This is a genomic window from Rhizobium sp. ARZ01 (assembly GCF_014851675.1).
Classification (GTDB): Bacteria; Pseudomonadota; Alphaproteobacteria; order Rhizobiales; family Rhizobiaceae; genus Mycoplana.
The window spans coordinates 80,892-104,627 of the sequence record NZ_JACVAE010000005.1; the positions used below are offsets into that span (position 1 = coordinate 80,892).

Annotated in this window: 26 protein-coding genes and 2 pseudogenes; 8 read left to right on the top strand and 20 right to left on the bottom strand. The window is 59.1% G+C overall.

The window, feature by feature from the left end:
- The first annotated feature begins 334 nt into the window (after positions 1-334).
- Positions 335-643 carry a DUF736 domain-containing protein gene (locus IB238_RS22810; RefSeq protein ID WP_192252723.1) on the top strand — a complete coding sequence of 103 codons (309 nt, stop codon included), beginning with the start codon at positions 335-337 and terminating at the stop codon, positions 641-643.
- Positions 644-926: 283 nt separating this feature from the next.
- Positions 927-1,718 carry a sulfite exporter TauE/SafE family protein gene (locus IB238_RS22815; protein WP_192253397.1) on the top strand — a complete coding sequence of 264 codons (792 nt, stop codon included), beginning with the start codon at positions 927-929 and terminating at the stop codon, positions 1,716-1,718.
- Positions 1,719-1,731: 13 nt separating this feature from the next.
- Here the strand turns inward: IB238_RS22815 and arsH are convergent, their stop codons facing one another.
- From arsH to IB238_RS22900, 17 genes are all read right to left on the bottom strand, one after another.
- On the bottom strand, positions 1,732-2,460 hold the full coding sequence (gene arsH, locus IB238_RS22820) for an arsenical resistance protein ArsH (RefSeq protein WP_348648296.1): 729 nt from the start codon (positions 2,458-2,460) through the stop codon (positions 1,732-1,734).
- Positions 2,435-2,857: an arsenate reductase (glutaredoxin) gene (arsC, locus tag IB238_RS22825; RefSeq protein ID WP_192252729.1), complete on the bottom strand. Its 423-nt coding sequence runs from the start codon at positions 2,855-2,857 to the stop codon at positions 2,435-2,437. The genes arsH and arsC overlap by 26 nt, the downstream gene beginning before the upstream one ends.
- A 2-nt stretch (positions 2,858-2,859) precedes the next feature.
- Positions 2,860-3,918 (bottom strand): ACR3 family arsenite efflux transporter, encoded by a 1,059-nt coding sequence (arsB, locus tag IB238_RS22830; RefSeq protein ID WP_192252732.1) that lies wholly within the window; start codon positions 3,916-3,918, stop codon positions 2,860-2,862.
- A gap of 1 nt (position 3,919) precedes the next feature.
- On the bottom strand, positions 3,920-4,447 hold the full coding sequence (locus IB238_RS22835) for an arsenate reductase ArsC (protein WP_192252735.1): 528 nt from the start codon (positions 4,445-4,447) through the stop codon (positions 3,920-3,922).
- Positions 4,448-4,463: 16 nt separating this feature from the next.
- A complete protein-coding gene (arsN2, locus tag IB238_RS22840; RefSeq protein WP_192252738.1) occupies positions 4,464-4,904 on the bottom strand; it encodes an arsenic resistance N-acetyltransferase ArsN2 in 441 nt (146 codons plus the stop codon).
- Positions 4,901-5,254 carry a helix-turn-helix transcriptional regulator gene (locus IB238_RS22845; RefSeq protein ID WP_192252741.1) on the bottom strand — a complete coding sequence of 118 codons (354 nt, stop codon included), beginning with the start codon at positions 5,252-5,254 and terminating at the stop codon, positions 4,901-4,903. Before IB238_RS22845 ends, arsN2 begins: the two co-directional genes overlap by 4 nt.
- A 400-nt stretch (positions 5,255-5,654) precedes the next feature.
- Positions 5,655-5,927, bottom strand: coding sequence for a hypothetical protein (locus IB238_RS22850; protein WP_192252744.1), 273 nt, complete (start codon positions 5,925-5,927; stop codon positions 5,655-5,657).
- Positions 5,928-6,077: 150 nt separating this feature from the next.
- Positions 6,078-6,512 (bottom strand): hypothetical protein, encoded by a 435-nt coding sequence (locus IB238_RS24770; protein WP_246723801.1) that lies wholly within the window; start codon positions 6,510-6,512, stop codon positions 6,078-6,080.
- A 259-nt stretch (positions 6,513-6,771) separates the two neighbouring features.
- A complete protein-coding gene (locus IB238_RS22860; RefSeq protein ID WP_192252746.1) occupies positions 6,772-7,344 on the bottom strand; it encodes a DUF1003 domain-containing protein in 573 nt (190 codons plus the stop codon).
- Positions 7,345-7,473: 129 nt separating this feature from the next.
- Positions 7,474-7,677, bottom strand: a complete 204-nt coding sequence (locus tag IB238_RS22865) for a hypothetical protein (protein ID WP_192252749.1) — start codon at positions 7,675-7,677, stop codon at positions 7,474-7,476.
- Between the two features lie 27 nt (positions 7,678-7,704).
- Positions 7,705-7,947, bottom strand: coding sequence for a hypothetical protein (locus IB238_RS22870; RefSeq protein WP_192252752.1), 243 nt, complete (start codon positions 7,945-7,947; stop codon positions 7,705-7,707).
- A 99-nt stretch (positions 7,948-8,046) separates the two neighbouring features.
- On the bottom strand, positions 8,047-8,397 hold the full coding sequence (locus IB238_RS22875; protein ID WP_192252755.1) for a hypothetical protein: 351 nt from the start codon (positions 8,395-8,397) through the stop codon (positions 8,047-8,049).
- A gap of 1,392 nt (positions 8,398-9,789) precedes the next feature.
- Entirely contained in the window at positions 9,790-10,092 is a 303-nt protein-coding gene (locus IB238_RS22880) for a hypothetical protein (RefSeq protein WP_192252758.1), read from the bottom strand.
- 601 nt (positions 10,093-10,693) lie between these two features.
- Positions 10,694-10,981: a hypothetical protein gene (locus IB238_RS22885; RefSeq protein ID WP_192252761.1), complete on the bottom strand. Its 288-nt coding sequence runs from the start codon at positions 10,979-10,981 to the stop codon at positions 10,694-10,696.
- Positions 10,982-11,043: 62 nt separating this feature from the next.
- Positions 11,044-11,295, bottom strand: a complete 252-nt coding sequence (locus tag IB238_RS22890) for a DUF982 domain-containing protein (protein ID WP_192252764.1) — start codon at positions 11,293-11,295, stop codon at positions 11,044-11,046.
- Between the two features lie 234 nt (positions 11,296-11,529).
- Positions 11,530-11,796, bottom strand: a complete 267-nt coding sequence (locus IB238_RS22895) for a BON domain-containing protein (RefSeq protein WP_192252767.1) — start codon at positions 11,794-11,796, stop codon at positions 11,530-11,532.
- Between the two features lie 45 nt (positions 11,797-11,841).
- The gene (locus tag IB238_RS22900; RefSeq protein WP_192252770.1) at positions 11,842-11,979 is read right to left on the bottom strand and encodes a hypothetical protein; all 138 of its coding nucleotides are present in this window, start codon (positions 11,977-11,979) and stop codon (positions 11,842-11,844) included.
- A 218-nt stretch (positions 11,980-12,197) separates the two neighbouring features.
- Between IB238_RS22900 and IB238_RS22905 the strand changes: the two genes are divergently transcribed.
- Positions 12,198-13,976 carry an SLC13 family permease gene (locus IB238_RS22905; protein WP_192252773.1) on the top strand — a complete coding sequence of 593 codons (1,779 nt, stop codon included), beginning with the start codon at positions 12,198-12,200 and terminating at the stop codon, positions 13,974-13,976.
- Positions 13,977-14,236: 260 nt separating this feature from the next.
- Here IB238_RS22905 and traG read toward each other — a convergent pair whose 3' ends face one another.
- The 3 genes from traG to traC are packed head-to-tail and all read right to left on the bottom strand — an operon-like array spanning position 14,237 to position 16,698.
- On the bottom strand, positions 14,237-16,204 hold the full coding sequence (gene traG / locus IB238_RS22910) for a Ti-type conjugative transfer system protein TraG (protein WP_192252776.1): 1,968 nt from the start codon (positions 16,202-16,204) through the stop codon (positions 14,237-14,239).
- A complete protein-coding gene (locus IB238_RS22915) occupies positions 16,191-16,406 on the bottom strand; it encodes a type IV conjugative transfer system coupling protein TraD (RefSeq protein WP_192252778.1) in 216 nt (71 codons plus the stop codon). The genes traG and IB238_RS22915 overlap by 14 nt, the downstream gene beginning before the upstream one ends.
- Before the next feature lie 4 nt (positions 16,407-16,410).
- Positions 16,411-16,698, bottom strand: a complete 288-nt coding sequence (gene traC, locus IB238_RS22920; protein ID WP_192252781.1) for a conjugal transfer protein TraC — start codon at positions 16,696-16,698, stop codon at positions 16,411-16,413.
- Positions 16,699-16,952: 254 nt separating this feature from the next.
- Here traC and traA point away from each other — a divergent pair, with 254 nt between their 5' ends.
- The 5 genes and pseudogenes from traA (at position 16,953) to IB238_RS22945 (ending at position 23,615) form a co-directional block, all read left to right on the top strand.
- Positions 16,953-20,261: a Ti-type conjugative transfer relaxase TraA gene (gene traA / locus IB238_RS22925; protein WP_192252784.1), complete on the top strand. Its 3,309-nt coding sequence runs from the start codon at positions 16,953-16,955 to the stop codon at positions 20,259-20,261.
- Complete coding sequence (traF, locus tag IB238_RS22930; protein ID WP_192252787.1) at positions 20,258-20,812, top strand: conjugative transfer signal peptidase TraF; 555 nt, start codon at positions 20,258-20,260, stop codon at positions 20,810-20,812. The genes traA and traF overlap by 4 nt, the downstream gene beginning before the upstream one ends.
- Positions 20,802-21,962: a conjugal transfer protein TraB gene (locus IB238_RS22935; protein ID WP_192252789.1), complete on the top strand. Its 1,161-nt coding sequence runs from the start codon at positions 20,802-20,804 to the stop codon at positions 21,960-21,962. The genes traF and IB238_RS22935 overlap by 11 nt, the downstream gene beginning before the upstream one ends.
- 13 nt (positions 21,963-21,975) lie before the next feature.
- Positions 21,976-22,622, top strand: a pseudogene (locus IB238_RS22940) (TraH family protein).
- 371 nt (positions 22,623-22,993) lie between these two features.
- Positions 22,994-23,615, top strand: a pseudogene (locus IB238_RS22945) (DUF4143 domain-containing protein).
- The last annotated feature ends 121 nt before the right edge of the window (positions 23,616-23,736 follow it).

Genomic DNA, 23,736 nt, shown 5'->3' on the forward strand with positions numbered 1-23,736 from the left:
GGGCGAGGCGGCATGACTCATTTGTGGACCGGCGAGCGCAGTGGAACGCCATTGCCATATCCCTTCACGTCAGAGTTTCGGCAACCCATCTGCGGGCTCGATGAGGCATGTCTGACCGGAGACCGGCTTCGCCTCGATCGTCTTCCCGCAACGGCAGTTGCAGATTTCTTACCCCGGAGCCGTGCGGTCCCCTCCTCTCCCCCTAACAAATCTGCGACTTGCCGCCCTCCATTCCATTCCGGCCTTATCAGGTGCGGTCCGATCGTCTCCGGTCTTTGCGACAGCCATCGAGGCCGCGATGGGCGCGGCCCGAACAACCAAAAGGAATACGACAATGGCAACCATCGGCACCTTCACCTCCACCGAGAACGGCTTCAACGGCTCCATTCGCACCCTCGCCCTCAACGTCAAGGCCCGCATCGCCCGGGTCGAGAATCCCTCGGACAAGGGCCCACAGTTCCGCGTCTACGCCGGCAGCGTTGAACTCGGCGCCGCCTGGCAGAAGACCTCCGAGCAGGGCCGCGACTACCTCTCGGTCAAGCTCGACGATCCGAGCTTCCCGGCTCCGATCTACGCAACGCTCGCCGAGGTCGAAGGCGAGAAGGAAATGCAGCTCATCTGGTCCCGCCCGAACCGGGACTAAGGTTCCCAAGAGGCTCCGCCGCCGGCGGGGCCTCTTCCTCTGTCGAGAAAGCCAAGCTAGTCCGGCATCGAACCAGGACGGGCTTTTTTGGGTGCCATACGGTGAGTGGGGAAGCTGCTCAGAGTGAGCGATCGTACCAAGCGGGCATGCCGGCCTCAAGGATGAGCGGTACCCCCAATTTCCTCCCGCAGCCTCACGGCTCCCCTGAAATCGGCTCCCCCGCTCTCCGGCGCTGCCGGTCCTGTCGCGATCTCTGACCCCGCCATCCCCTTCTCGAAACAGTCTGTCATCTTTCACACGCAGTTATCCGGCCGCTTTCGGCGGCGGAGCCATCATCGGCGCACTCGGCGGGTTGATCGGGCTTGGCGGCGCGGAATTCCGTCTGCCGCTGCTCATCGGCGCATTCAATTTCGCGGCTCTCGAGGCAGTGATCCTGAACAAGGCAATGAGCCTTGTCGTCGTGTCTTCCGCCCTGCCGTTTCGAGCCAGCACGATCCCTTTCAGCCAGATCGCATCGAATTGGCCGATCGTACTGAACCTTCTAGCGGGAAGCCTGATCGGTGCCTGGTTCGGCGCAGGATGGGCGGCACGGTTGAAATCTGAGACGCTCTACAGGGTGATATCCGTTCTTCTGGTCGCGATCGCCGTGGTGCTGGTGCTTGGCCACAGCACCTCGGCGGGGCAACCGCTTCTGACCGGAAACTGGCAGATTGTCGCCGGGATATCCGCCGGCTTTGTGATCGGCATCGTCGCGTCGCTACTGGGCGTCGCCGGAGGCGAATTGCTCATTCCGACGCTTGTTCTGCTCTTCGGCGCGGACATCGAGCTTGCCGGAAGCCTTTCACTGGCGGTGAGCCTTCCCACAATGCTCGTAGGTTTTACCCGCTACAGCCGCGACCAGAGCTTTTCGGTTCTGGGTCGCAACAGGGTGTTCGTCGTCATCATGGCCGCGGGATCGATCGTGGGGACGGTTGTGGGCGGCCTACTCCTCGGCATCGTCCCGAATTTGGTCCTTCTTCCCGCGCTCGCCGTGATCTTGTTGCTGTCAGCCGTGAAGGTCTGGCGGCACGGCTGACAGCATTTTATCCCTAGATCGACTTGAGGTGGACTCGCTTCTCCAGTTCTGCCGCATTCTCCTTCCGCTCGCTGTAGCGGTCTGTAAGGTGGGCAGAGGCGTCCCGTGTCAGCAGCGTGAACTTCACCAGTTCCTCGCAGACGTCGACGACGCGGTCGTAATAGGAAGAGGGTTTCATCCTGCCGTCGGAATCGAACTCCTGGTAGGCCTTGGCAACGGAAGACTGGTTCGGGATCGTGATCATCCGCATCCAGCGGCCGAGGACGCGCATCTGGTTCAGAGCGTTGAAGGACTGGCTGCCACCGGAGACCTCCATGACCGCCAGCGTCTTGCCTTGCGTCGGCCGGATCGACCCGAGCGACAGCGGAATCCAGTCGATCTGTGCTTTCATGATGCCCGTCATCGCGCCGTGGCGCTCGGGGCTGACCCACGCCTGACCCTCAGACCATTGCGACAGGTCGCGCAGCTCCTGCACTTTCGGATGGTTGGCCGGGGCCTCGTCGGGAAGCGGCAATCCTCTCGGATCGAACATGCGCACCTCGCATCCGAGGTGGTCGAGAAGTCGCCTGGCTTCGTGCGCGAGCAACCGGCTGTAGGACACCTCCCGAAGCGAGCCGTAGAGGATCAGGATGCGCGGCTTATGCGTCGAAAAGGCCGGACGCAACGCGTCGAGATCAGGTTGGCGAAGATGACGCTCCTGCAAGGCGGGAAAGGTCTCAGACAACGCGCTTGCCCTCCTGATCGAGGACCTGTTCCCCGTCTTCCTTGAAGAAGGCTCCCTTGAAGGCATCCGGCAGGATGTCGAGGACGACCTCGGAAGGGCGCGCAAGCCTGGTGCCGAGTGGCGTGACAACGAACGGACGGTTGATGAGGATCGGGTCTTTCAGCATGGCGTCGAGCAGTTGGTCGTCCGTCAGCTTCGGATCATCGAGACTCAGCTCGGCGTATGGCGTACCCTTCTCGCGGATCGCCTGTCGGACGGTCAGCCCAGCATCGGAGATCATTCTTGCCAACTCGTCGCGCGACGGTGGCGTCTTGAGATACTCGATGACATCAGGTTCGATCCCGGCTGCGCGGATCATCGCCAGCGTGTTGCGGGACGTGCCACAGGCGGGGTTGTGATAGATGATGGCATCCATTGTCATGTCCTTTCGGTAAGGGTGTTCCGGGATACGGCGGGAGCTGCCTCGTACCAGCCTTTGGTGCGGTTCACGGCCCAGACGACCGTGAGCATCACGGGAACTTCGATGAGTACGCCGACGACCGTCGCCAGCGCCGCGCCGGACTGGAAGCCGAACAGGCTGATGGCAGCCGCGACCGCGAGTTCGAAGAAGTTGCTGGCTCCGATCAGTGCTGAAGGCCCGGCGACGCAATGGCGCTCCCCCGACATCCGGTTCAGGAGATAGGCCAGCCCCGAGTTGAAATAGACCTGAATCAGGATGGGGACGGCCAGCAGCGCGATGATCGTCGGCTGGGCGATGATCTGCTCGCCCTGGAAGCCAAAGAGGAGAACGAGCGTTGCCAGCAAGGCGACAAGCGAAAGCGGCTGCAGTTTCGCCAGCATGGCGTCTAGCGCCTTCGTCGAGCCGTCGGCGGTCAGCCGCGCTCTCAGGACCTGCGCGATGATGACGGGGACGACGATGTAGAGGATGACCGACAGAACAAGCGTGTCCCACGGCACGGTGATGGCCGACAGTCCGAGCAGCAACCCGACGATCGGCGCGAAGGCAACGACCATGATCGCATCGTTGAGGGCCACCTGGGACAGCGTGAACAGCGGCTCGCCGCGCGTCAGGTTGCTCCAGACGAACACCATCGCTGTACAGGGCGCAGCCGCAAGGATGATCAGGCCAGCGATATAGGAGTCGATCTGGTCGGCCGGCAGATAGGGACGAAACAGCCAGCCCACAAACAGCCATCCGAGCAGCGCCATGGAGAACGGCTTGATGGCCCAGTTGATGAACAGGGTCACACCGATGCCACGCCAATACGTGCTCACCTGCGCCAACGAACGGAAGTCGATCTTGATGAGCATCGGGATGATCATCAGCCAGATCAGGATGGCGACGGGCAAGTTCACCTTCGCGACCTCTGCCACGCCGATCACTTGGAAAACGCCGGGCATCAGATGGCCGAGGGCGACGCCGACGACGATGCAGAGAAAAACCCAGATGGTCAGATAGCGTTCGAACGTAGACATCTCACTCGGCCTTTGCGGACTTGACGGAAGCGCCATCGAGCGAACCGATCTGGCGGACGTGCCGCTCGAGCGCCAGGCGATCGATGGAGGCCAGAGGCAGATTGATGAAGGCCATGATGCGGTTCTTCAGAAAACGGGCGGCCTGCGCGAAGGCGCGCTGGATTTCGACTTCAGTGCCCACAACTGCAGCGGGGTCTTCGACACCCCAATGCGCCGTCATCGGATGACCAATCCATACAGGGCAGGCCTCGCCGTGCGCGCTATCACAGACGGTGAAAATGAAATCCATCTCGGGTGCACCCGGCTCGGCAAAGACGTCCCAACACTTGGAGGAGAAGCCCGTCGCTGGATACCCGAGCGCGTCCAGTTCCTTCAGGGCGTGCGGGTTGACTTCGCCCTTGGGCTGGCTGCCCGCGGAGAAGGCCCGGAAACGCCCGCCGCCTTCCTTGTTGAGGATGGATTCGGCGAGAATAGAACGTGCGGAGTTGCCCGTGCACAAGAAGAGCACGTTGTAAGTCTTATCGGTCATGGTCGTTTTTCCGTGGTTAGGTCGGAAGTCTGTTGAGTTTCATGATCGTTGCCGATGCCGGGCAGATGCCCGACAGCTGACGGGTGGCAAGAACGGCGGGCGGCACATCTGCGCGCTCGATCACTGCGAAGCCAAGGCTTTCGAAGAACGGTGCGGCGGAGGTCGTTGCCAGGAAGACTGCCGAGCTGACATTGACGGTCTTCAGCGTTTCCCTGGTCAGCGATTTTCCAAGCACCTTGCCACGTTGCTCGGGCAAGATGACTATCGACCTGAGAAGCACGTCGTTGCCGCACGCCTCGATGCCAGCATAGCCCACCGTGCCCCCATCGAAAGAAACTGCCCTGAAAAACGAGCGCCCAGCGTCTTCGAGGTCTTCGGTTGGAAGACCGGAAGCCGACAGCGCCTCTTTCAACTCGGGATCGCTTCCCGAGACTGGCTCCAGCATGATGTCGCTCATGACAGCTTCACCTCGGGAGTGCAGCAGGGTGTAAGTTCCGCGATGAGAGGCGCACACAGTTCGGTCGAACCGCCGCAGCAGTCTTTCAGCAGAAAGAGGGTCAGATTGCGCAGCCCCTGAAGATCGGCTCGGTAGATGATAGAACGGCTCTGCCGTTCGCTTGTCACGAGGCCGGACCGCGACAGCGTCGCGAGGTGCGCCGACATGGTGTTCTGCGGGACATCGAGAAGCCGGGCGAGTTCCCCGGCGGGCACGCCATCAGGCTCGTGCCGGACGAGCAGCCGGAATGTCTCGAGCCTGGTGGTCTGGGCCAGTGCGGCCAGCGCCGCGATTGCTGTAATGCTATCCATATATCCAGACTAATGGATATATTGTTGTTGTCAACAGGTGGCTGAACCTTTTAAACGTCGTCCAAGCCAACGTCTGCTTTCGGGCAGTGGCCAAGCTGGTCTCTACGGCCGACATGGCGGCGCGGAGCAGACGGAGGCTGGCGTCAGTTTTTGGCCCTAAGCAGATGCCAGACCAAAAGACGTCATGTCTCAATGAGGGCGTGTTCCACGACGGGCTGAGTTACGTGGCTCCGCCATACGGCACGGCCCAATTACAGTCGGAGCGAAACAAATATCGCTGCCGAATAGCACTCTCATTTTTACGACGGGCCAAATACTCGGAGTAAGGCATTCCCCGCAAAATGATGGCTTTTTAGGTGGCAGGGCAGCAGGTCAAGATCAACGCTAGCACCTTGGTGCGCTAGTTTCCGGTTGGCATTCCCGCGTCCTTTAACAGGGCACTCTCGATATCCGCTGCGGACACCTGCAGAAACTGGCGGGTGGCGGTGACAGTGGAGATCGCGGGTATCTCGAGATGAGTAGCCACGCGCCTGTAGGCGGAGAAGCTGAGACCTTCGATAAGCTCCTCGTCAACGACGAGGCGATAAGTCCCGGCTTGCAAAGGCGCTCCAAGGCAACCCAGGACAAACGGATGTTCGAATGTTATTTGCGTCTCTGTCGTTCTTTCAATCATTTGCGCTATCGACCCGCCCTATTTTATCGCGTTGACGTGGGTTGACCCAATGTCGTCGGATTTGGTTGTTCGTACCTGCCTTGTTCCGGGCGGAAGGCCCAGACCGCAGTGATCGCAGACAGCACAAGCAAAGCAGACATCAGCAATCGGCTAGACATTGCGGCGCTCCCACACGGCCACGACAGTCTTGCTCCCGATCGGCAAAGTACGACGAGGGCTCTTGCTTACTGCTCCGCCTTCGTTCTCCCAAGTTTGTACGTCTGGCTCGTCAGGTTGCCTCGGCGTCTTGATGCCAGCTCTGCTCAGATTGTGTGGCAAGCCTTGGATGGCATAGCGCGGAAGCGGTGATTTGTAGTGCGCTCTATTGTCAATGGCCTTGCCGAAATTGCGCTCCAACTGCGCGGTAAGAGCATACGGGGATGTCTCCCCGGCCAGGAACAGCTTCATCACGAGCAATGCGGCGGTGTTGAAAAGCGATTGATCTTCGGCGAGAACATTGGCGTCATAGCCCGCGTCGTCCAAAACAGACTGGACCATTTTCATTTCGGAAGGCGAGATGGAAGCATATCTGGGATCGGAAGACATGATGTCCTCCTTTGATTGGGGCCAGGGTAACTAGCCCTCAAACAGTAGCGCCCGTAACATTGCTACCGACAACTGAAGGATGCGCTCCCATCGCACCAAACGCAAGCGCGTGCAGGTTTCATTCGGACGGGCGGGTATGGCAGCTCATCACCGGCTTGCCCTCTATCGTGAGGTAACGCCAACGATGTCAGGTAGTTTGCAGCGTGCCACCGCGCTCGGGCCGGGACTGTGTCGGCGTGATCCATACAACAGAGCCAGCTTAGGAGCTTCGGCCGACAAGAAAGCCGGAAAGCAAGTCGATCTGCTCCTGTTGTTTCACGATCAAAGACTTCAGGTCTGTGTCTCTCATTTGGTCGAGCTTGTCGTGCAGCGCCATGATTTCGATCTCCGCTTTCAGATTGACTTCGTAGTCATGCGCGGCGTCGGCCCTATCTTTGGCCGCGTATCGGTTCTGGCTCATCATGATGATGGGGGCCTGCACGGCGGCCAGCATCGAAAGGATAAGATTGAGGAAAATAAACGGGTAAGGGTCAAACGCCCGTGTTGCTGCAATCAGATTTGCGCCAACCCATAGCGCGAGCGCTCCGGCAAAGATGGAGATGAACGTCCAAGACCCGCCAAATTCAGCCACCTTGTCTGCGAGACGCTGAGCGGTTGTGAGCCTGTCGTCGAAAGATTGGTTCGCATCGCGGGTGATTGCTCGACGGGTTACCATACGCCGGAAAATCGCTCGCTCGCGTTCGCTCAGGAGCTCGAAAGGTTTCCCAAGATACCTGTCCGCCGCACTGACAATCGCTTGCTCTGCGTCTTCGCCATCTATTGCTGTCGACATAACACTCCTCCGCGCTGTTGCATGGAGATGCTAGTCCGCCCACCCGAATTTTGGCGAGTCCTAATGGATGTCGATTTCGAGGCTGAGGGACCGGCGCGGCCGTACGGAGGTTTCTCTCTTGGCTCAGCGCTACCTTTTCGTTGCCTTCTTTTTGGCGGGAGCGGGCATGGCAATTGGTGCTGACAGGCGGAGTTCCCGCAATTTCTGGCTTTTCCGATCGCGCGCTTGATTTTCCTGCTCGGTGATTTGCATCGAGGCAATCGTCGTGGGATCGCGCTGTTGCGTTGGTTTGCGTCCCGCTCGGTCGGAATTGTCCTGCATTTGCCAGCTCATGTTAGTCTCCTCGTTTGGCCTTCATTCTCAGAATGAAATCGCATTCTTGTGGATTGGTGCTTGTCGTGGGCGGTGCTCCAGGTTGTAAAGCAGGAACGTGTGGCCAGCCGTTCCAGCTTGGAACTGTCGGATCAGGAACCGTGCGGTATCCCTGCGTGCTTTTTGGTCGCCTTCGCTGCTCGACACCTCGAACCCTGCCTGGTTGAGAACCGCTCGCTGCATGCGGGTGTCTGTCATGGCGAAGTATTGTTGAAACACGAGGGCAGTCATTGCGCCCTCCTTATTTGGCGGACTTAACAAGCTTCGTTGCGGCCGTGAAAACGCCACGGCCGCGACATTGGAGCCTATACACCCTCATGGCCAGAGAGTTCAGAGAGGCTTGACCAGCTCATCTCCACAGGCCGAGGCCAGCGCGGAGTTTGGTTGATCAGTGCCAAGCGGGGTAGCCCAGCCGGACTTTTCAACGATAGAGCGACGGCCGTAGATCGAGGCTGCCTTGATTTGCGCTAACACGTTGGCTGCCGCAGGATCGCTTTTTGACCTCTCAACACAGTAAGGCGTCAAGGCGAGAGCGATGCCAGATGATACATCCGAGGCGGAAATATTACGTGCCGTACCGCTGGTCACCCATCCTCCCCAAGAAAAACCAAAAATCACCATGGCAAAAGCGCCGACAGCCGCACCGGTTAGTGCGGGTTTAATCCATGTGGGGATGTCCATGACCTTGTCCGATCGTAAATGATCGAGTCCGCGTTATTGCGGGCGAGAGAATTATTATAGCACCAGAGAGATCAAAACCTTGCATGAAATCGGTCCTAACAGAGAGAACTCGGCCTCGGCTTCGATATCCTCGACCTCGAGCGTGGCCTCTTTTTCAACGTTTGCTATGCCTGTGGCCGCGGGTGGATCCAGCTACGATTTCCGGGTCATCCAGCAGTTTCAGAAGCTCTGCAAGTTTCTCCGGCGGCGGTGCCGCAGCCTGGAGTTGTTGTCGGCGTCTGCGCCATGGCAACCGGTGCGATCAGAACCAACAGAAGGGAGAAGAGGCTGCAAAACAGGGGTGCGGGAAGCTTGAACATAATACCCCCAGCGCGTTTGCGGAACCTACGATACGTCATTCCGCCTGGCGAAAAGTCTAGCGCGTGAGGGAACAATCTAGCGTAGATCTACGAATACCGGCGTGCATCCAAACGTAGAACCTCGTGGCGCCGGCGTAGCATTGCTAGGGAGACCCTAAATTGCGTATCGGTGCAGGCGGAGTGTCGTGCCGACGTTGTCTCGATTGAGGATTGTGGCCACTTCCTTTGCGTCAGTCGATGAAAGTCTTTCCACCGGAAGGAAGCCTGGTGCAGCCGTATAGCCCGAGCGCATGTCAATTACGCTCCATGTACCGTCAGGCGCGCGCCGATGTTCATACGGCAATACATGCACTGGGGCAGTTTGGGAATTGACGTGGGAGACGTTGGAGGACATTGGGTCCTCCTTTCTGTTCGGGGCTAGGGTAGCCAGCCCTTAAGCAGTAGCGCCCGTGACATGACTGCTGAAGCACTGATAATGGGCGCTCCTGTGCCAAATAGCAAAGGGACAATTAAGGTCACTTCGAGGTGATGCCTCACGAGATGCGCCGCCAGCGGTCAACTTTTGACGGGTAGGACATCCGGAAGGCAACGTAGCGATCAACTGGCTGTCATCAGAAGCGTGACCCACGCGATGAATACTAGCGAGAGGATGAGTGCCCACTGACCTAGAACATCATCGTGGAGCAGGGGAACTACAAGAGCACGTGCGTTTACGTAGGTGAGGCGTAAGGTTTCGGAGAACATGGCGTCCTCCTTTCGGATCGGGGCCAGGGTAGCCAGCCCTCAAGCAGCAGCGCCCGTGATATTGTCTGCTGAAGTGATGATTATGGGCTCTTCTGCGCCTATTGCAAACGGTCAATTGAGGTCACTTCGAGGCTGAAGCGGCAACGAGAGAGACGGGCGGTCGTACAGGCCTTCTACCGCGTTGATATGGGCTGCCGCAATGTCGCCGGGCTAAGTCGTTGGTAACTGCCTTGTTCTGGTCGGAAAGCCCAAACCATCACGACTGAAAACAGCACGAGCAAAGCACAGATCAACAATCGACTAGACATCGTCGTTCACCCATCAGGGCGCCACCCTCATTTTCCCATGCCCACAGGTCCATCAAATGATCATGTCGCGGCGTGCCGACATTGCGGTGCTCAAGATTGTGCAGCATGAAGGAGGGATCAGTTGTTCCGCACCGGAATTGCCGGATGAGGTAGGCTGCCGCTTCCCGGTCTAGCTTTCTGTCGGATGCAATCTTCGAAGTGCAGTAGCCGGCTCGCAGCAAAACGGCGCGCATCATTCTGATGTCTTCAGTGCCCATATATTGCTGAGGAAAGATGGAAGACATGACGTCCTCCTTTGACGGGGCTAGGGCTTTTTGACCCCAAGCAGCGGCGCCGGTAACCTGGCCGCTGAAGTAGAAACAATGCGCGCTTTTGCAGACGCTGGCAAGCGATAGGTCACTTCAAGGAACGCAGGCGTCCGCAGGGAAAGGGCCCCTTAGGCCACGGCGGGGGGCGGGAGGGCAGCGTACCGCTGCGGTTGGTCCTGACCATCCTGCGGTATCAGCGAGCCATCGTCCGGTGACATAATTGGCTGACGGATATTAAAAAGCGCTATGCTAAGCACAATGGCGAGCAAGGCGAATAGCAGGAGCACGAAGGTGAGGCCTGATTTCTCCATGGCTGCATTATAGCACGGCCGATCGGATACTGCCCGCCGCCTTCAGTGCGGCGGGTTTTGATGCTGGAGGAGCCAACTAGCGTCCCCAACGACCCTCGTGACGTTGAGACCGATGAGATTGTAACTCAACACATCTGTCGCCTGGACAGTGACGAAAGTCTCCCCTATGGTGAGTGTCTACGGGATCTCAAAACGTGCTGAAGTTCACAAAGGTACCTGCAGATCTCCCACTCTGTGTCCTCAGATGAGGGGCAGAGATTGAGACGTCAGCGGGTAATCTTGGCCAAGTCCCTCAGCCGTTGTTGCTCGCCAACGATCATGTTCTCAATCTCCTGGGGTGTCTCGATCACGTTATAGGTGGTGACGCCATCGCGAGATGCGGCGAGCGTAGCAATCTGAGTGAATTCACCCCCATCGTATCGTCGAAAGTTGACCACATTGTCCATGTTGACGTGTAGGGCTCCGCTGCTGTCGTGAAGTTCAAGCCACATTTCTGTGCCCTCAAGGTTGACCATGCCAGTCTGAAAAGCGCCCCCGCGCTTGCGTGCCTCCATCCCCTCCACGGAATGAGTAGCGGCTCAAGGCCAGCGTTGTTCCTGCCAAGTGTCGCCATCGGTCACTTCGACCGAATGAAGATCCCCGCTTCCTCGGCGGCCCTGATGAACGCGTCTCGGGCATGGTCCGGCGACGCGTGCCCATTAAGGACTGCAACGCAGGCGATACGAGCATGCAGGTGAGCCTGTCCAGCTTCCGCCGGCCATCGGTTCAGCAGGATTTCAGCAGCCTCGCTCGTGGTGATCACGACGCGGTAGTTCCCGGTCTTGCCGAGTTCCAGTTCGACACCCTTATCCCATCGTTTCGGATCCATGCCCGGATCATATCACAACGCGCCGTAGGGCGGGGGACAGCAGCATGGATAAGAGTGACGCGCGCTGGATATGGACGCCACGCGGCTACTGCGGTGGGTGCTGGAAGGCCAAGTACGAGGCCATGAGGCACACCCGCCGCGACGGGAGGCCGGGATCGCATCGATCCCGACGTTTCCGGCGCCGGAGGTGCAGGGCTGATCATACCGGTCCTCGATCCGGCCACTCCGAATAGTTCAAGGATTGACCTGGATCCGACAGTCGACGTGTTTCACCCCGTCAAAGGTCGCAGCGATGGCAGTCGCCGCTCGTCGTTCCTCTTCGGTCAACACGGTGCCCGTGAGAACGATCGTCTCGTCGACAAGGGTAACTTGAATATCGCTGGCGTCCACGTTGCCGGCGACCGCGAGCGCATTCGCAACCCGTTCTTCAAGGCCCGCTCGGGTGCGCGGATCTTCTGGTTCGAATTCTTCACCGTGGAAAGTCGGGGGCTTGAAGACCATAGCTTTACCTCGCTGCAATCTTCCTCAAACGAGACGGCTTAGACGCTAGTAGGCGAGTACCGCCATCCAAACGATGAACATCGCAATCATGAGCACCCAGGGGCCGACAATGTCATCGTTGAGTAGATAATTTAAGCCGTCGAGGGCGTTCAGGTAAGTGAGGCGTAAGGTTTCGGAGAACATGGCGTTCTCCTTTCGGATCGGGGCCAGGGTAGCTAGCCCTCAAGCAGCAGCGCCCGTGACATGGCTGCTGAAGCGTCGATAGTGGGCGCACTTCCGTCTGATGGCAAACGGTCAATTGAGGTCACTCTGAAGCGGAACCGAAGATCGAAAGGTCGCATTCGGCTCGGTGGAACGAATAGCTACGGTACCCGTTGTTTAAGGAGGTCGGGACTTTATCCATGACACAAGCTCAGGCTTTCGCCTTCGCCATTCTGATTGGCCTGATGTTCGCCTTCATATGGGGACGGCTTCGCTACGACCTCATTGCGGTTCTCGCGCTGCTTGCCGCAGTTTTCACCGGCATCGTGCCGCACAAGGCAGCGTTCTCCGGCTTCGGGGACGACATTGTCATCATTGTAGCCAGCGCGCTTGTCGTAAGCGCCGCGATTGAGCGCAGTGGTGTCATAGGGGCATTCCTCCATCGCGTGGCGCCCAGCGTGACCTCTGTGCAGGCTCAGGTTGCTATTCTCGTGACGACCGTCTCGGTACTCTCCGTGTTTATCAAGAACATCGGCGCGCTGGCGATGATGATCCCAGTCGCATTCCAGATGGCGCGCCGGTCGAAAGCTTCCCCTTCGTCCTTTCTCATGCCGATGGCGTTCGGTTCATTGCTTGGCGGGCTCACGACCCTCATTGGGACATCGCCGAATATTGTCGTTTCCCGGATGCGCGAGGATTTGACGGGCCGACCTTTCAACATGTTCGATTTCACACCTGTCGGTATAGGGCTTGCCGCAGCGGGGATAGTCTTTCTGGCGTTTGGCTACCGACTGCTTCCCAGGGGACGCGAGGCGGTCCCGACAATGGAGAAGGCGCTTAACATCAAGGACTACATGACAGAGGCACGCATTACTGCGAAGTCGACGGTTCTCGGCAAGTCGATCAGTCATTTGTCGACCTTGTTGGACGAGGAGGTCCTGGTCACCGGCCTTGTTCGCAACCGGGTCGAGCGCCTGATGCCGCTGCCGGACGTCGTCCTTCGTCAGGGCGATATCGTTCTGTTGGAAGGAGACCCTCAAGCGCTGGAGCGAGGAATCAGTCGCGCGCGTCTGGAACTGGAGGGGCACGACCGCCCCACGGAAGCAAAAGGGGTCGACGAGGAGATTGCCGGAATTGAGGTGGTGATCGGCCCGAGATCGGTTTTGATCGGGCAAACCGCCAAGCGCTTGGCGCTGCATGATCACTTCAATATCAATCTTCTCGCGGTGAGCCGGAGCAGCAAGCGCTTCACCGAGCGTTTGCGCGACATCGCGCTAAGACCAGGCGACGTTCTCGTTTTGAAGGGCGATCTGGTGCTTCTCCCGACCAGGCTGATGGAACTCGGTCTTCTTCCGTTGGCCGGGCGTGAGATCCGCTTGGGGAATCCGCGAAAGGGCCTGATTCCGGTGGTGGTCCTGGCTGGTGCCATGGTGCTAACGGCATTAGGCCTGCTGCCCGTTGCCACAGCCTTCTTTGCTGCTGCTGTCCTGACGGTACTGCTCGGGTCACTTTCGCTTCGGGAAGCTTACGAGGCTGTCGATTGGCCCATCCTGATAATGCTCGGGGCTCTCATTCCCGTGAGCGAGTCGATCCGTACGACCGGTGGTGCCGACCTTATCGCCGGCGGCCTCGCTCAATTTTCCAACACCTTGCCCCCCTACGGCGCCCTTGCAATGATCATGGTGGCAGCAATGGCGGCGACGCCGTTTCTGAACAATGCAGCCACCGTTCTCGTGATTGCCCCGATCGCGGTAACCCTTGCTCAGCGCCTTGGCTACAATCCGGACGCGTTTCTGATGGCAGTCGCTGTGGGGGCGGCCTGCGATTTCCTCACCCCTGTTGGACACCAGTGCAACACTTTAGTGTTGGGTCCCGGTGGATACCACTTCGGCGACTATTGGAAATTGGGGCTGCCGCTCTCGTTCATTGTGATCTTGCTGGGTGTGCCTCTGATCATGTGGTTTTGGCCGCCCGTTTAGCGCGCAAGCGACGTTTCAATTCCGATTTCAAGTTTACCGTGGCGTCGGCCTAATGTCTGCCCATAAGGACCAGAAGGAGCAGACAACCGCCACGATGCCCCTAGAGATTCAGCTCATGGCTGTCGCCTGTGCTCAAGGTTGCACCAGCGTCAAGTACAATATACCTGCGCGTAAACAAGGCTGCGTTCAGACGACTCGCCCATCAATGACCGCTTCTGGCGCGAAGCTGCCGTCCGACTGGGCGATATTCAATGTCCGCTTTAGACCCTGATAGTGGACTCAGCCCCGGCGCTGTTACGTCGATACAGATTTGCGTCCGTTTGATGAAATCGATCTAGCTGCACGCAGGTTTTCATATCGCTTCGCCGAAACCAGATCGCACGACCGCAGCGAAGCGGAGGGTTGCCGGCCGTAAAAACGATCTGCTCATCGGCGCGCATCCGCAGAACTTCATGGGGCAGGATTAACGGCCGGGCGGCCACCTGCTTTGACCGCGTTCTCGATGATCCTCGCGACTGAACGCTGCGGCTGACCTGATCGATTTCGACCGTCGTCATGCCGCACCTGCGGGAAATGTAGTCGGCAGTCTCCGGATCGTTGATGGCGGCGAAGCTGATCCAGCTCGCGCTTTCAAACCATTTGCTGGATGCATCCCGACCACCGTAGGTTTCGCGCAGCTGTCCGATGGACTGATAGATCATCGTCAGCGTGATGCCATATTTGCGGCCGGCGTCACGGGCCGTCTCTAGGATGCGCATGTAGCCAAGTCGGGCAATCTCATCGAGAAGGAAAAGCGCGCGTCCTTCCATTACGCCGTCGCGATTGTAGATGGCATTCAGAAATGATCCGATCACAACCCGCGCGAGACCCGCATGCGTCTCCAGCGTCTTCAGGTCGATGTTTATGAACACGTCGGTCGTCCCCAGCGCGATGTCCTCGGTCCGGAATGTCGAGCCTGACACAAGGGCGGCATAGTTCTGGTACGATAGCCAGTGTGTTTCCTTGATTACATTGGCGTAAACGCCGCTGAATGTCTCTGGCGTCATGTTGACGAACGCTGCGACGTTTTCCTTCACGAAGTCGGATTCGGAATTGTCGTAGATTTCCTGTAGGCGCTGGCGCAGTTTCGGCTCGGGCTCGGAGAGATTGGCCCGCACCTGACGCAACGTCTGTTGCTCCTTCGGTGTGTGTTCGGAGAGGCAAACGTCGGCGATGATGGCTGTCAAAAGCTGCAGAGCCGAAGCACGGAAGAAGTCGTCGCGGACGCCGCTGGTCCGGCTACTATCGCTCATGATCCATGAAGCGACCGACGCGATGTCCTCCTCCTTCGTGCCGCCGAACCGGCCGATCCAGTCGAGGGTGTTGAAGCCGGTTTGCGGGCTCTTTGGGTCGAGCGTCCGGATCCTCCGTCCTGCCTGTTCGCGGTGCATCGCGACCATCGGCGCCACCTCGTTCGACGGATCCAGCACCACAAGCGCTCCACCCCATTTGAGTGCCGTGGGGATCGTCACAGACGCCGTCTTGAAACCACCTGAGCCGGCAAAGACGATGCCGTGCGATGAGCCGAAACAGCCATCGAAACAAAGGAGTGGCGAGGTGCCGCCGGCACCCCATGTCTCGCGACTGTCTGCTCGAAAAGCCTGCACCGACGTGCTGTCGCGGTCGACCCGGTAGCGCTCACCGATGACAACACCGCCCGCCTCGCCGAACAGCTTCTGCGCGACCGCCATCGTCATCCAATCGGCCTCGCCGTGCATTGCTCGCTTGCCACGGATCCGCTTCGGCTCCGCGCGCGCGAACGCGGCGTTGCCGATCAAGGCGACGCGGAGCGCAAAGCAAACGACCATCACGGCGGATGCCGCACCGATCGCCGTTGCAGGATCGAGATAGGCGACGAGGGACTTTCCCGCAGGCAACTTTCCAACGAAACCCGAAAGACGGATCGCCTCGCGCAGGGCGGCGATAAAAACTGTCGCCATGCCACCGGCCACGACACCCCAGCCGGCGGACTTGATGCTGGGGGAGCCTGCGCTTGCAAACACAAACACCATGCCGATGATCGACGCACAGACATAGGGAAGTGCGATACCGATTCGCCCGAACGTCAGCCGCACTGCTTCCGTCTTTCCGAATGCAGCAATCCATGAGGCCGTCCCGGTCGCTCCGATCACTACGGCCATCATCAAGGTCAGGGGGATGACAAAAAGCGCGAGCCTATTCGCCGTCATTGGCGAAGGCCTCCGCACCGATCGCCGTCAATCGCTCGCGCTCACCCGGGTCCGCCTTCAAACGGCGGCCGAGTTCGATGAGAGCTCCGAGCAGCAGGGCCCGTTTCTCGAAGCGAAGGCCAGCCTTTACGATCAGGCCGCCAAGCGCGATCTTCTCATGGGCATCCTTCTTACGGGCATTGGTTGCCGTTGTCCGTTGCATGCGCTTAAGCCTCGCCACCGCTGCCCTCAGCCGCGCCAGGCGTAACCGGCGGGGTTTGCGACGAGCCAGCCAATCCCCCTTTCTTTCCAGTCGAGCCGGCTTGACCTCCGCGAAACCGCTTCGCCATCTGCTCCAATGCTGCCTGCAATTCGCCTTCCTCGATATCGAGATCCCCTAACCCGGCCCTCAACGCTATCCGTCCGATCCGTTCGGCTTCCCTGGTTTCGGCATGCTTCAACTGATCCTGGAGCTTGGCGATTTCTTTGCGGATTTTCGAGGATGGCTTTTTCATTTCGTCAGGTCTCCTGGTGAGAAAGTATGTCTTTCAAGCCGCAGTTTCCCGGTTTGCTGTGCGGAACGCACTACTGTGAATCCTACAATCGCCAAGGGCGATGCTCTGATGAATGATCCCGCCGCTCGACAAGAGCGGCTCCGAAGGGCGCAATTATACGTCGCTGATGCGACGCTCTGCTTTTGCCCTTAGGCAGAAACCTCCGCTCCCGACGAACCCATTGAATCGCTCAATCGAAGGAGCTGTTGCTTCACATGGCCGTCCCGCATTTCTCAGTCAGTATCGTCGCCCGCGGCTCCGGCCGCAGCGCCGTGCTGTCGGCGGCCTACCGGCACTGCGCGAAAATGGACTACGAGCGGGAAGCCCGGACGATCGACTTCACTCGCAAGCAGGGACTGCTGCATGAGGAGTTCGTCATTCCTGCCGATGCGCCGGAGTGGTTACAATCGATGATTGCTGATCGCTCGGTGTCCGGCGCCTCGGAAGCCTTCTGGAACAAGGTCGAGAACTTCGAGAAGCGCTCTGATGCGCAGCTTGCCAAGGATGTGACCATCGCCCTGCCGATTGAGCTCTCCACGGCGCAGAACATCGATCTCGTTCGGGATTTCGTTGCCAGGCACATCACGGCCCAGGGCATGGTGGCTGACTGGGTCTTTCATGATGCACCGGGCAATCCGCACATCCATCTGATGACCACTTTGCGGCCGTTGACCGAAGACGGATTTGGGCCGAAGAAAGTTGCCGTGGCCGGTCCTGATGGCAAGCCACTCCGCAACGATGCCGGCAAGATCGTCTATGAGCTTTGGGCCGGTGGGCTTGATGACTTTAATGCGTTTCGTGATGGCTGGTTCGCCTGTCAGAACCGGCACCTGGCGCTGGCCGGTCTCGATATCAGGATCGATGGCCGATCCTTCGAGAAGCAGGGTATCGAGCTGACACCGACCATCCATCTCGGTGTCGGCGCCAAGGCGATCGAGCGGAAGTCAGCGAGCGCGGAGGAAAAGGCTGTCCTCGAGCGCCTGGAGCTGCAGGAGGAGCGGCGCGCGGAGAATGCCCGCAGCATCCAGCGCAATCCGGACATCGTGCTCGACCTGATTACGCGAGAAAAGAGCGTCTTCGACGAACGCGATATCGCCAAGATCCTACATCGGCATATCGACGATGCCGGTCTATTTCAAAACCTGATGGCGCGCATCCTGCAGAGCCCAGAAACGCTGCCGCTCGACCGAGAGAGAATCGACTTTGCCACCGGCCTGCGCTCACCGGCAAAGTACACCACACGCGAGCTCATCCGGCTGGAAGCCGAGATGGCCAATCGTGCGATCTGGCTCTCGCAGCGGTCCTCGCACGGCGTTCGACAGTCAGTACTCGACGCGACGTTCGCACATCATGACCGGTTGTCGGACGAGCAGAAAACGGCCATCGTGCATGTTGCGGGCGAAGAGCGGATAGCCGCCGTCATTGGCCGCGCTGGCGCGGGCAAGACGACCACGATGAAGGCCGCGCGCGGGGCATGGGAAGCGGCCGGCTATCGTGTCGTCGGTGGTGCGCTTGCCGGTAAAGCGGCGGAAGGTCTGGAGAAGGAAGCGGGTATTGCCTCCCGCACGCTGTCGTCTTGGGAACTCCGCTGGAGCCAGGGCCGCGGACGGCTCGACGACAAAACGATCTTCGTTCTGGACGAGGCCGGTATGGTGTCGTCGCGGCAGATGGCGCTGTTCGTCGAAACCGTCACCAAGGCTGGCGCTAAACTGGTGCTGGTCGGTGATCCGGAGCAGCTGCAACCGATCGAAGCGGGTGCCGCCTTCCGGGCGATTGCCGACCGTATCGGCTATGCCGAGCTGGAAACCATCTACCGCCAGCGGGAGCAATGGATGCGCGATGCGTCGATCGATCTCGCCCGCGGCAATGTGGGCAAGGGGGTCGAAGCCTATCGGGCCAACGGCAAGATAATCGGCGCAGAACTGAAGGCTGATGCGGTCTCGAAACTCATTGCCGACTGGAACCGCGACTACGATCCGGCGAAGTCCACTTTGATCCTCGCGCATCTGCGGCGTGATGTCCGAGTACTGAATGAACTGGCGCGCGCCAAGCTCATCGAGCGCGGGATCATCGAACCCGGTTCGAACTTCAAAACGGTCGACGGCAATCGCAACTTTGCCGCTGGCGACCAGATCGTCTTCCTTAAGAATGAGGGTTCGCTTGGCGTCAAGAATGGCATGTTGGCCAAGGTGGTCGAGGCGGCTCCAGGTCGCATCATTGCGGAGATCGGGGACGGTGAGCATCGTCGTCAGGTCTCGGTCGAGCAGCGCTTCTATAACAATGTCGATCATGGCTATGCCATGACGGTGCACAAGAGCCAGGGCGCTACCGTCGACCGGGTCAAGGTGCTCGCCTCTCTCTCCCTCGACCGCCACCTGACCTATGTCGCGATGACCCGCCACCGTGAGGATCTCGGCGTCTATTATGGCCGTCGTTCTTTCGCTAAGGCCGGCGGCTTGGTCCAGATCCTGTCGGGCAAGAACGCCAAGGGAACGACCCTCGATTATGCCGGTGGCAGCCTCTACCGGCAGGCGCTTCGCTTCGCCGAGGCGCGCGGCCTTCACATCGTCAATGTGGCGAGAGCCGTTGCCCGTGACCGTCTCGAATGGACAGTTCGGCAGAAACAGACGCTCGTCGACCTCGCCGGCAGGCTCGCGGCCATTGGCTTCAGGATCGGCCTTACCACGAGCATGACGAAAACAATTCTCGATGCAGCACAGGGGGCAAAGCCAATGGTGGCCGGAATTTCTACGTTCCCGAAATCGATCGACCAGCTGGTCGAGGACAAGCTTGCGGTCGACCCGGCGCTGAAGAAGCAGTGGGAGGAGGTGTCGATGCGCTTCCATCATGTTTATGCGCAACCAGAAGCAGCCTTCAAGGCGGTCGACGTAGACGCGATGCTGCGGGATCAGGCGACTGCGATAAAGACGATTGCGAAGATCGCCGGCGAGCCGGAAGCCTTTGGCGCGCTCAAGGGCAAAACCGGCGTCTTCGCGAGCCGTGCAGATAAGTCCGATCATGATCGGGCGCTTAAGAACGTCACGCCGCTCGCCGACAGCATCAGCGACTATCTGCGCCAGCGCGGCGAGGCTGAGCAGCGAAACCACGCGGAGGAAATCGCTGCCCGCAGGCAGGTCGCGCTGGACATCCCTGCCCTATCGGCCAAGGCCAAGAACGCGCTCGAACGCGTGCGTGACGCCATCGATCGCAATGATCTGCCGTCAGGGCTGGAATACGCGCTCGCGGACAAAATGGTGAAGGCCGAACTCGAAGCTCTTGCAAAGCTTGTATCCGAACGTTTTGGCAAGCGGACCTTCCTTCCTCTCGCGGCCAAAGACATGAACGGCGAAGCGTTCCAGCGGGTTACCGCGGGCATGAACACCACGCAGAAGAGCGAAGTCCAGCAAGCCTGGAGCACGATGCGGACGGTGCAGCAGCTGTCGGCTCATGAGCACGCCGTTACAGCGCTTAAAGCATCCGAGGCGATGCGTCAGACGAAGAGTCAGGGGTTCACTCTCAAATGACGGTTTCAGTTGGAAAGATAGTGCCGCTTTCGGCCAAGCGAACTTGGTTTCTCAGCGCGGTGCTGGCCGCGTTTGGGACGGTCGTGTGCTTGGGTATTGCTGGCTTCAGAGCCAACTTGACACCCAGCGAACCTCTGGGCCTCTGGCGGATCATCAACCTCGATCGCGCTGTTCGCATTGGTGATCTGGTCTTCGTTTGTCCACCCGTCACCGACATCATGCGCGAGGCGCGCAGGCGCGGCTATCTTCGCCGTGGGCTGTGCGCCGGTGATATCGCCCCGCTGATCAAAACCGTGGCGGCAGCGTCAGGTCAGGTCGTTGAGATAGACGGCGACGTGCACATCGACGGCAAGCGACTTCCACTCTCGCAGGTAATGCTCATGGACGGACAGGGGCGCCGGTTGGTGCCGTATGGGGGTGGCGTTGTTCCGTCCGACGCGGTGTATCTGCATTCTGATTTTCCAGGGTCTTTTGACTCCAGATACTTCGGCCCGCTCCCGACAGAAAATATCCTCGGTTTGGCGCAGGAGGTATGGACCTATGCGCCGTGACTATTTTCGGGGGGCGTCGCTCGTCGCGGCCTCCTCTGTTGTCGGCTGGGTTGGTTGGAGCGGAAATGTTCTCCTGCTTCCGGCGGCCGTCGCGTTCCCTGCCATCTGGTCATTTGCGATAACGCGCTGGCAGGCGGCGGGTGTGTCCGCGGCCTACTTTCTCGCCGCCTCGCGTGGGTTGCCGCAGGGCGTGGCGAACTTCTATTCGTCCCAAATCTGGCCCGGCCTGTTGCTGTGGCTGATCGCTTCGGCCGCATTCGTGATCGTGCATTCGGCACTCTGGACGAGCCGCGCTGGGTGGAGAAAGCCGCTTCGCTACCTGGCGGCATGTGTTGCGATGTCAGTCCCGCCCTTCGGGATCATGGGATGGGCGCATCCGATTACGGCTGCAGGCGTCTTGTTCCCGGCCTGGGGATGGTGGGGCTTGGCTGCGATGGCAGCCGGCCTGGCGCTTGTAACGACATACCATTGGCCGGCTGCAGCCATCGCCATGACAGGCTTTTGGCTCTGGTCCGCCGCACAGTGGACGACACCGAGTTCACCTGCGTCGTGGCAGGGTGTCGATCTTCAAATCGGCGATTCTCTGGGCCGTGACGCCGGCCTCGCGCGGCAACAGGGGCTTGTCGACCTCGTTCGCCTGCATACGCCAGGAACAACGGCCGTTCTCCCAGAGAGCGCGTTGGGCTTCTGGACACCGACCGTCAGCAGTCTTTGGGAGTCGATGCTCGCCGAGACCGGGATCACGGTCATCGCCGGCGCAGCGATCATCGACCAGGGTGGGTATGACAATGTGCTTGTGAAGATATCGTCTGACGGCAGTGACGTTCTTTACCGCGAGCGTATGCCTGTCCCAGGATCCATGTGGCAGCCATGGCTGACGTTGACGGGTGAGGATGGCGGAGCCAGGGCGCATATCTTCGGCGATGCCGTCGTTTCGGTGGGCGACAGCACGATCGCACCGCTGATTTGTTACGAGCAACTTCTCGTCTGGCCCATCCTGCAGTCCGTCTTCCAAGGTTCCGATGTCGTCGTTGCGGTTGGGAATGGCTGGTGGACGGCTGGGACGTCGATCGTCGATGTTCAGCGGGCAAGCAGTACGGCATGGGCACGCCTGTTCGACCTACCTCTTGTCATTTCTTTCAACACCTGAAACCTGAGCTCGCATGCTGGACGCTGTGTTGATCAAGGAATGCGCCGATCCATCGTTGAAGCCGGCGATCGTTGAGCAATTCGTCAATGCTGTGGGTTCCAACGACCCGCTCGCCATTACAGTGAAGTCTGGAGGCCGCCTGATCCTCGTCCCGAAATCGAAGACGCCTGAACAAGCGATCGAGATCGGGCGAGAGAATATTGAGCGATCGGTCGTCCGGGTGGGCCTGACGCAGTTTCCGGCTGGAGTTGGCGTCAAGGATGTATCGGAATTAAAACCCGATCTGGTGGAGCCCTGCGCCAACCTGCGTATGAGCACAGCGATGTTCGCGAAGATCCTCCGCATCGTTACCAGATGGTATGGCAATCCCACAAATGAAGATGTGTTCCTCAGCTGTTCGATGATGCGATCCACGCTTGGCAGACTGGAAAGTTCGAGGGCGAGAACGTGTTTCAGGCGCAAGGTCCAGGTGGGGTGATCGTCCAGAAAGGATCCGTCGTCTCAAACGTTGAAAATGATGTCGACGAAGCCGATTCGGCCATTCCTGATCAAGTGTCGAATGAGGCTGAAAAAGGCAGGAAATCCGAATTGACCTTACGAAGATTGGCGGTCACGAGTGATGCGTCTCCGTCTAGGATCGCCAGGAAAGCCCGAAATTAGTGCCTTCCATGTGACATGGAGTTTAGGGGTATCCATGGGCAGTGGATGCCCTTACGCCATTCATTCGAATGGTGGCCCAAGTGCTGGACTAGAGGATCTCGATAGAGAAAAATCTCGTGAAGCAAAGCGTCTTCCTGCCGTCTGATCGAGCCATTTCTTAAAATTGGACGTTGCGCGAATTAAAAATAGACGAGTGTACACTTTAAATTAGACGGGCCATTAGAACCGGCGATCGAAGATGAGGTTGTCCTGGGCAAAGACATGATGAACGTCGTTCTCGCCGGCGGCTATCCGGAAGTCTGAGGCGAGCTTCTTTGGCCAGACGCGTCGCATGGCTCGAGGATTATGTCAGTCTGATACTGGTTCGCGACGTGCGGGACATCGCGAACATTGATCAACTCGATCGTTTGCCCCGCCTTCTCAACATACTGGCCGAGCATGCGGGGCAGCTGACCAACAATAGCAGCTTCGAAGGATTGTCCGGAGTGACGACCCAGAAGTACATCGCCATCCTCGAACGCCTGTTTCTGGTGAAAACCCTGGCCCCATGGTCGAACAATCGGCTCAGTCGGCTCGTCAAAACGCCAAAACTTCATTTCATCGACACCGGACTGCTCGCCACATTGCATGAGGATGAGTTGGCCCGGCTATCTGAACAAAGCCCGGTTCGGTGCGCTGCTGGAAAGTTTTGTCGTCTCGGAGCTTATGAAGCTAGCATCCTGGTCCGAAAGGCGTATTTCGTTCTCACACTACAGAACAAAGGATCGCGATGAAGTCGATGTCGTGATCGAAGATCGACGCGGCCGGATCATTGGCATCGAGGTAAAGGCTTCCGCGACTGTAAGGCCAGATGATTTTCGCGGGTTACGTCAGCTACAGGACGCTGTGGGTGATCGCTTCGTGCGTGGCCTCGTCCTGCATGATCATGACCGCATCATTCCCTTTGGGGAGCGCCTGCAGGCCGCTCCGTTGGCATCACTGTGGTTGATGTAGGCATCGAATACGTCGGATCGCGCGTATCGTCACCCGGCGGTACGGCAGTCCGACTAGGGCTTGCGCTTCTTTGGTTTGATTGGCGGTATAGGGAACATAGGCGGTGGTTTGGCCTTGAAGG

Excerpts from the sequence above, each read along its gene's own strand:
- IB238_RS22810 (WP_192252723.1), top strand. The coding sequence starts at position 335 with ATGGCAACCATCGGCACCTTCACCTCCACCGAGAACGGCTTCAACGGC.
- arsC (WP_192252729.1), bottom strand. The coding sequence starts at position 2,857 with ATGGATGCCATCATCTATCACAACCCCGCCTGTGGCACGTCCCGCAAC.
- arsB (WP_192252732.1), bottom strand. The coding sequence starts at position 3,918 with ATGTCTACGTTCGAACGCTATCTGACCATCTGGGTTTTTCTCTGCATC.
- IB238_RS22835 (WP_192252735.1), bottom strand. The coding sequence starts at position 4,447 with ATGACCGATAAGACTTACAACGTGCTCTTCTTGTGCACGGGCAACTCC.
- arsN2 (WP_192252738.1), bottom strand. The coding sequence starts at position 4,904 with ATGAGCGACATCATGCTGGAGCCAGTCTCGGGAAGCGATCCCGAGTTG.
- IB238_RS22845 (WP_192252741.1), bottom strand. The coding sequence starts at position 5,254 with ATGGATAGCATTACAGCAATCGCGGCGCTGGCCGCACTGGCCCAGACC.
- IB238_RS22850 (WP_192252744.1), bottom strand. The coding sequence starts at position 5,927 with ATGATTGAAAGAACGACAGAGACGCAAATAACATTCGAACATCCGTTT.
- IB238_RS24770 (WP_246723801.1), bottom strand. The coding sequence starts at position 6,512 with ATGTCTTCCGATCCCAGATATGCTTCCATCTCGCCTTCCGAAATGAAA.
- IB238_RS22860 (WP_192252746.1), bottom strand. The coding sequence starts at position 7,344 with ATGTCGACAGCAATAGATGGCGAAGACGCAGAGCAAGCGATTGTCAGT.
- IB238_RS22865 (WP_192252749.1), bottom strand. The coding sequence starts at position 7,677 with ATGAGCTGGCAAATGCAGGACAATTCCGACCGAGCGGGACGCAAACCA.
- IB238_RS22870 (WP_192252752.1), bottom strand. The coding sequence starts at position 7,947 with ATGACTGCCCTCGTGTTTCAACAATACTTCGCCATGACAGACACCCGC.
- IB238_RS22875 (WP_192252755.1), bottom strand. The coding sequence starts at position 8,397 with ATGGACATCCCCACATGGATTAAACCCGCACTAACCGGTGCGGCTGTC.
- IB238_RS22880 (WP_192252758.1), bottom strand. The coding sequence starts at position 10,092 with ATGTCTTCCATCTTTCCTCAGCAATATATGGGCACTGAAGACATCAGA.
- IB238_RS22885 (WP_192252761.1), bottom strand. The coding sequence starts at position 10,981 with ATGGAGGCACGCAAGCGCGGGGGCGCTTTTCAGACTGGCATGGTCAAC.
- IB238_RS22890 (WP_192252764.1), bottom strand. The coding sequence starts at position 11,295 with ATGGATCCGAAACGATGGGATAAGGGTGTCGAACTGGAACTCGGCAAG.
- IB238_RS22895 (WP_192252767.1), bottom strand. The coding sequence starts at position 11,796 with ATGGTCTTCAAGCCCCCGACTTTCCACGGTGAAGAATTCGAACCAGAA.
- IB238_RS22900 (WP_192252770.1), bottom strand. The coding sequence starts at position 11,979 with ATGTTCTCCGAAACCTTACGCCTCACTTACCTGAACGCCCTCGACGGC.
- IB238_RS22905 (WP_192252773.1), top strand. The coding sequence starts at position 12,198 with ATGACACAAGCTCAGGCTTTCGCCTTCGCCATTCTGATTGGCCTGATG.
- traG (WP_192252776.1), bottom strand. The coding sequence starts at position 16,204 with ATGACGGCGAATAGGCTCGCGCTTTTTGTCATCCCCCTGACCTTGATG.
- IB238_RS22915 (WP_192252778.1), bottom strand. The coding sequence starts at position 16,406 with ATGCAACGGACAACGGCAACCAATGCCCGTAAGAAGGATGCCCATGAG.
- traC (WP_192252781.1), bottom strand. The coding sequence starts at position 16,698 with ATGAAAAAGCCATCCTCGAAAATCCGCAAAGAAATCGCCAAGCTCCAG.
- traA (WP_192252784.1), top strand. The coding sequence starts at position 16,953 with ATGGCCGTCCCGCATTTCTCAGTCAGTATCGTCGCCCGCGGCTCCGGC.
- traF (WP_192252787.1), top strand. The coding sequence starts at position 20,258 with ATGACGGTTTCAGTTGGAAAGATAGTGCCGCTTTCGGCCAAGCGAACT.
- IB238_RS22935 (WP_192252789.1), top strand. The coding sequence starts at position 20,802 with ATGCGCCGTGACTATTTTCGGGGGGCGTCGCTCGTCGCGGCCTCCTCT.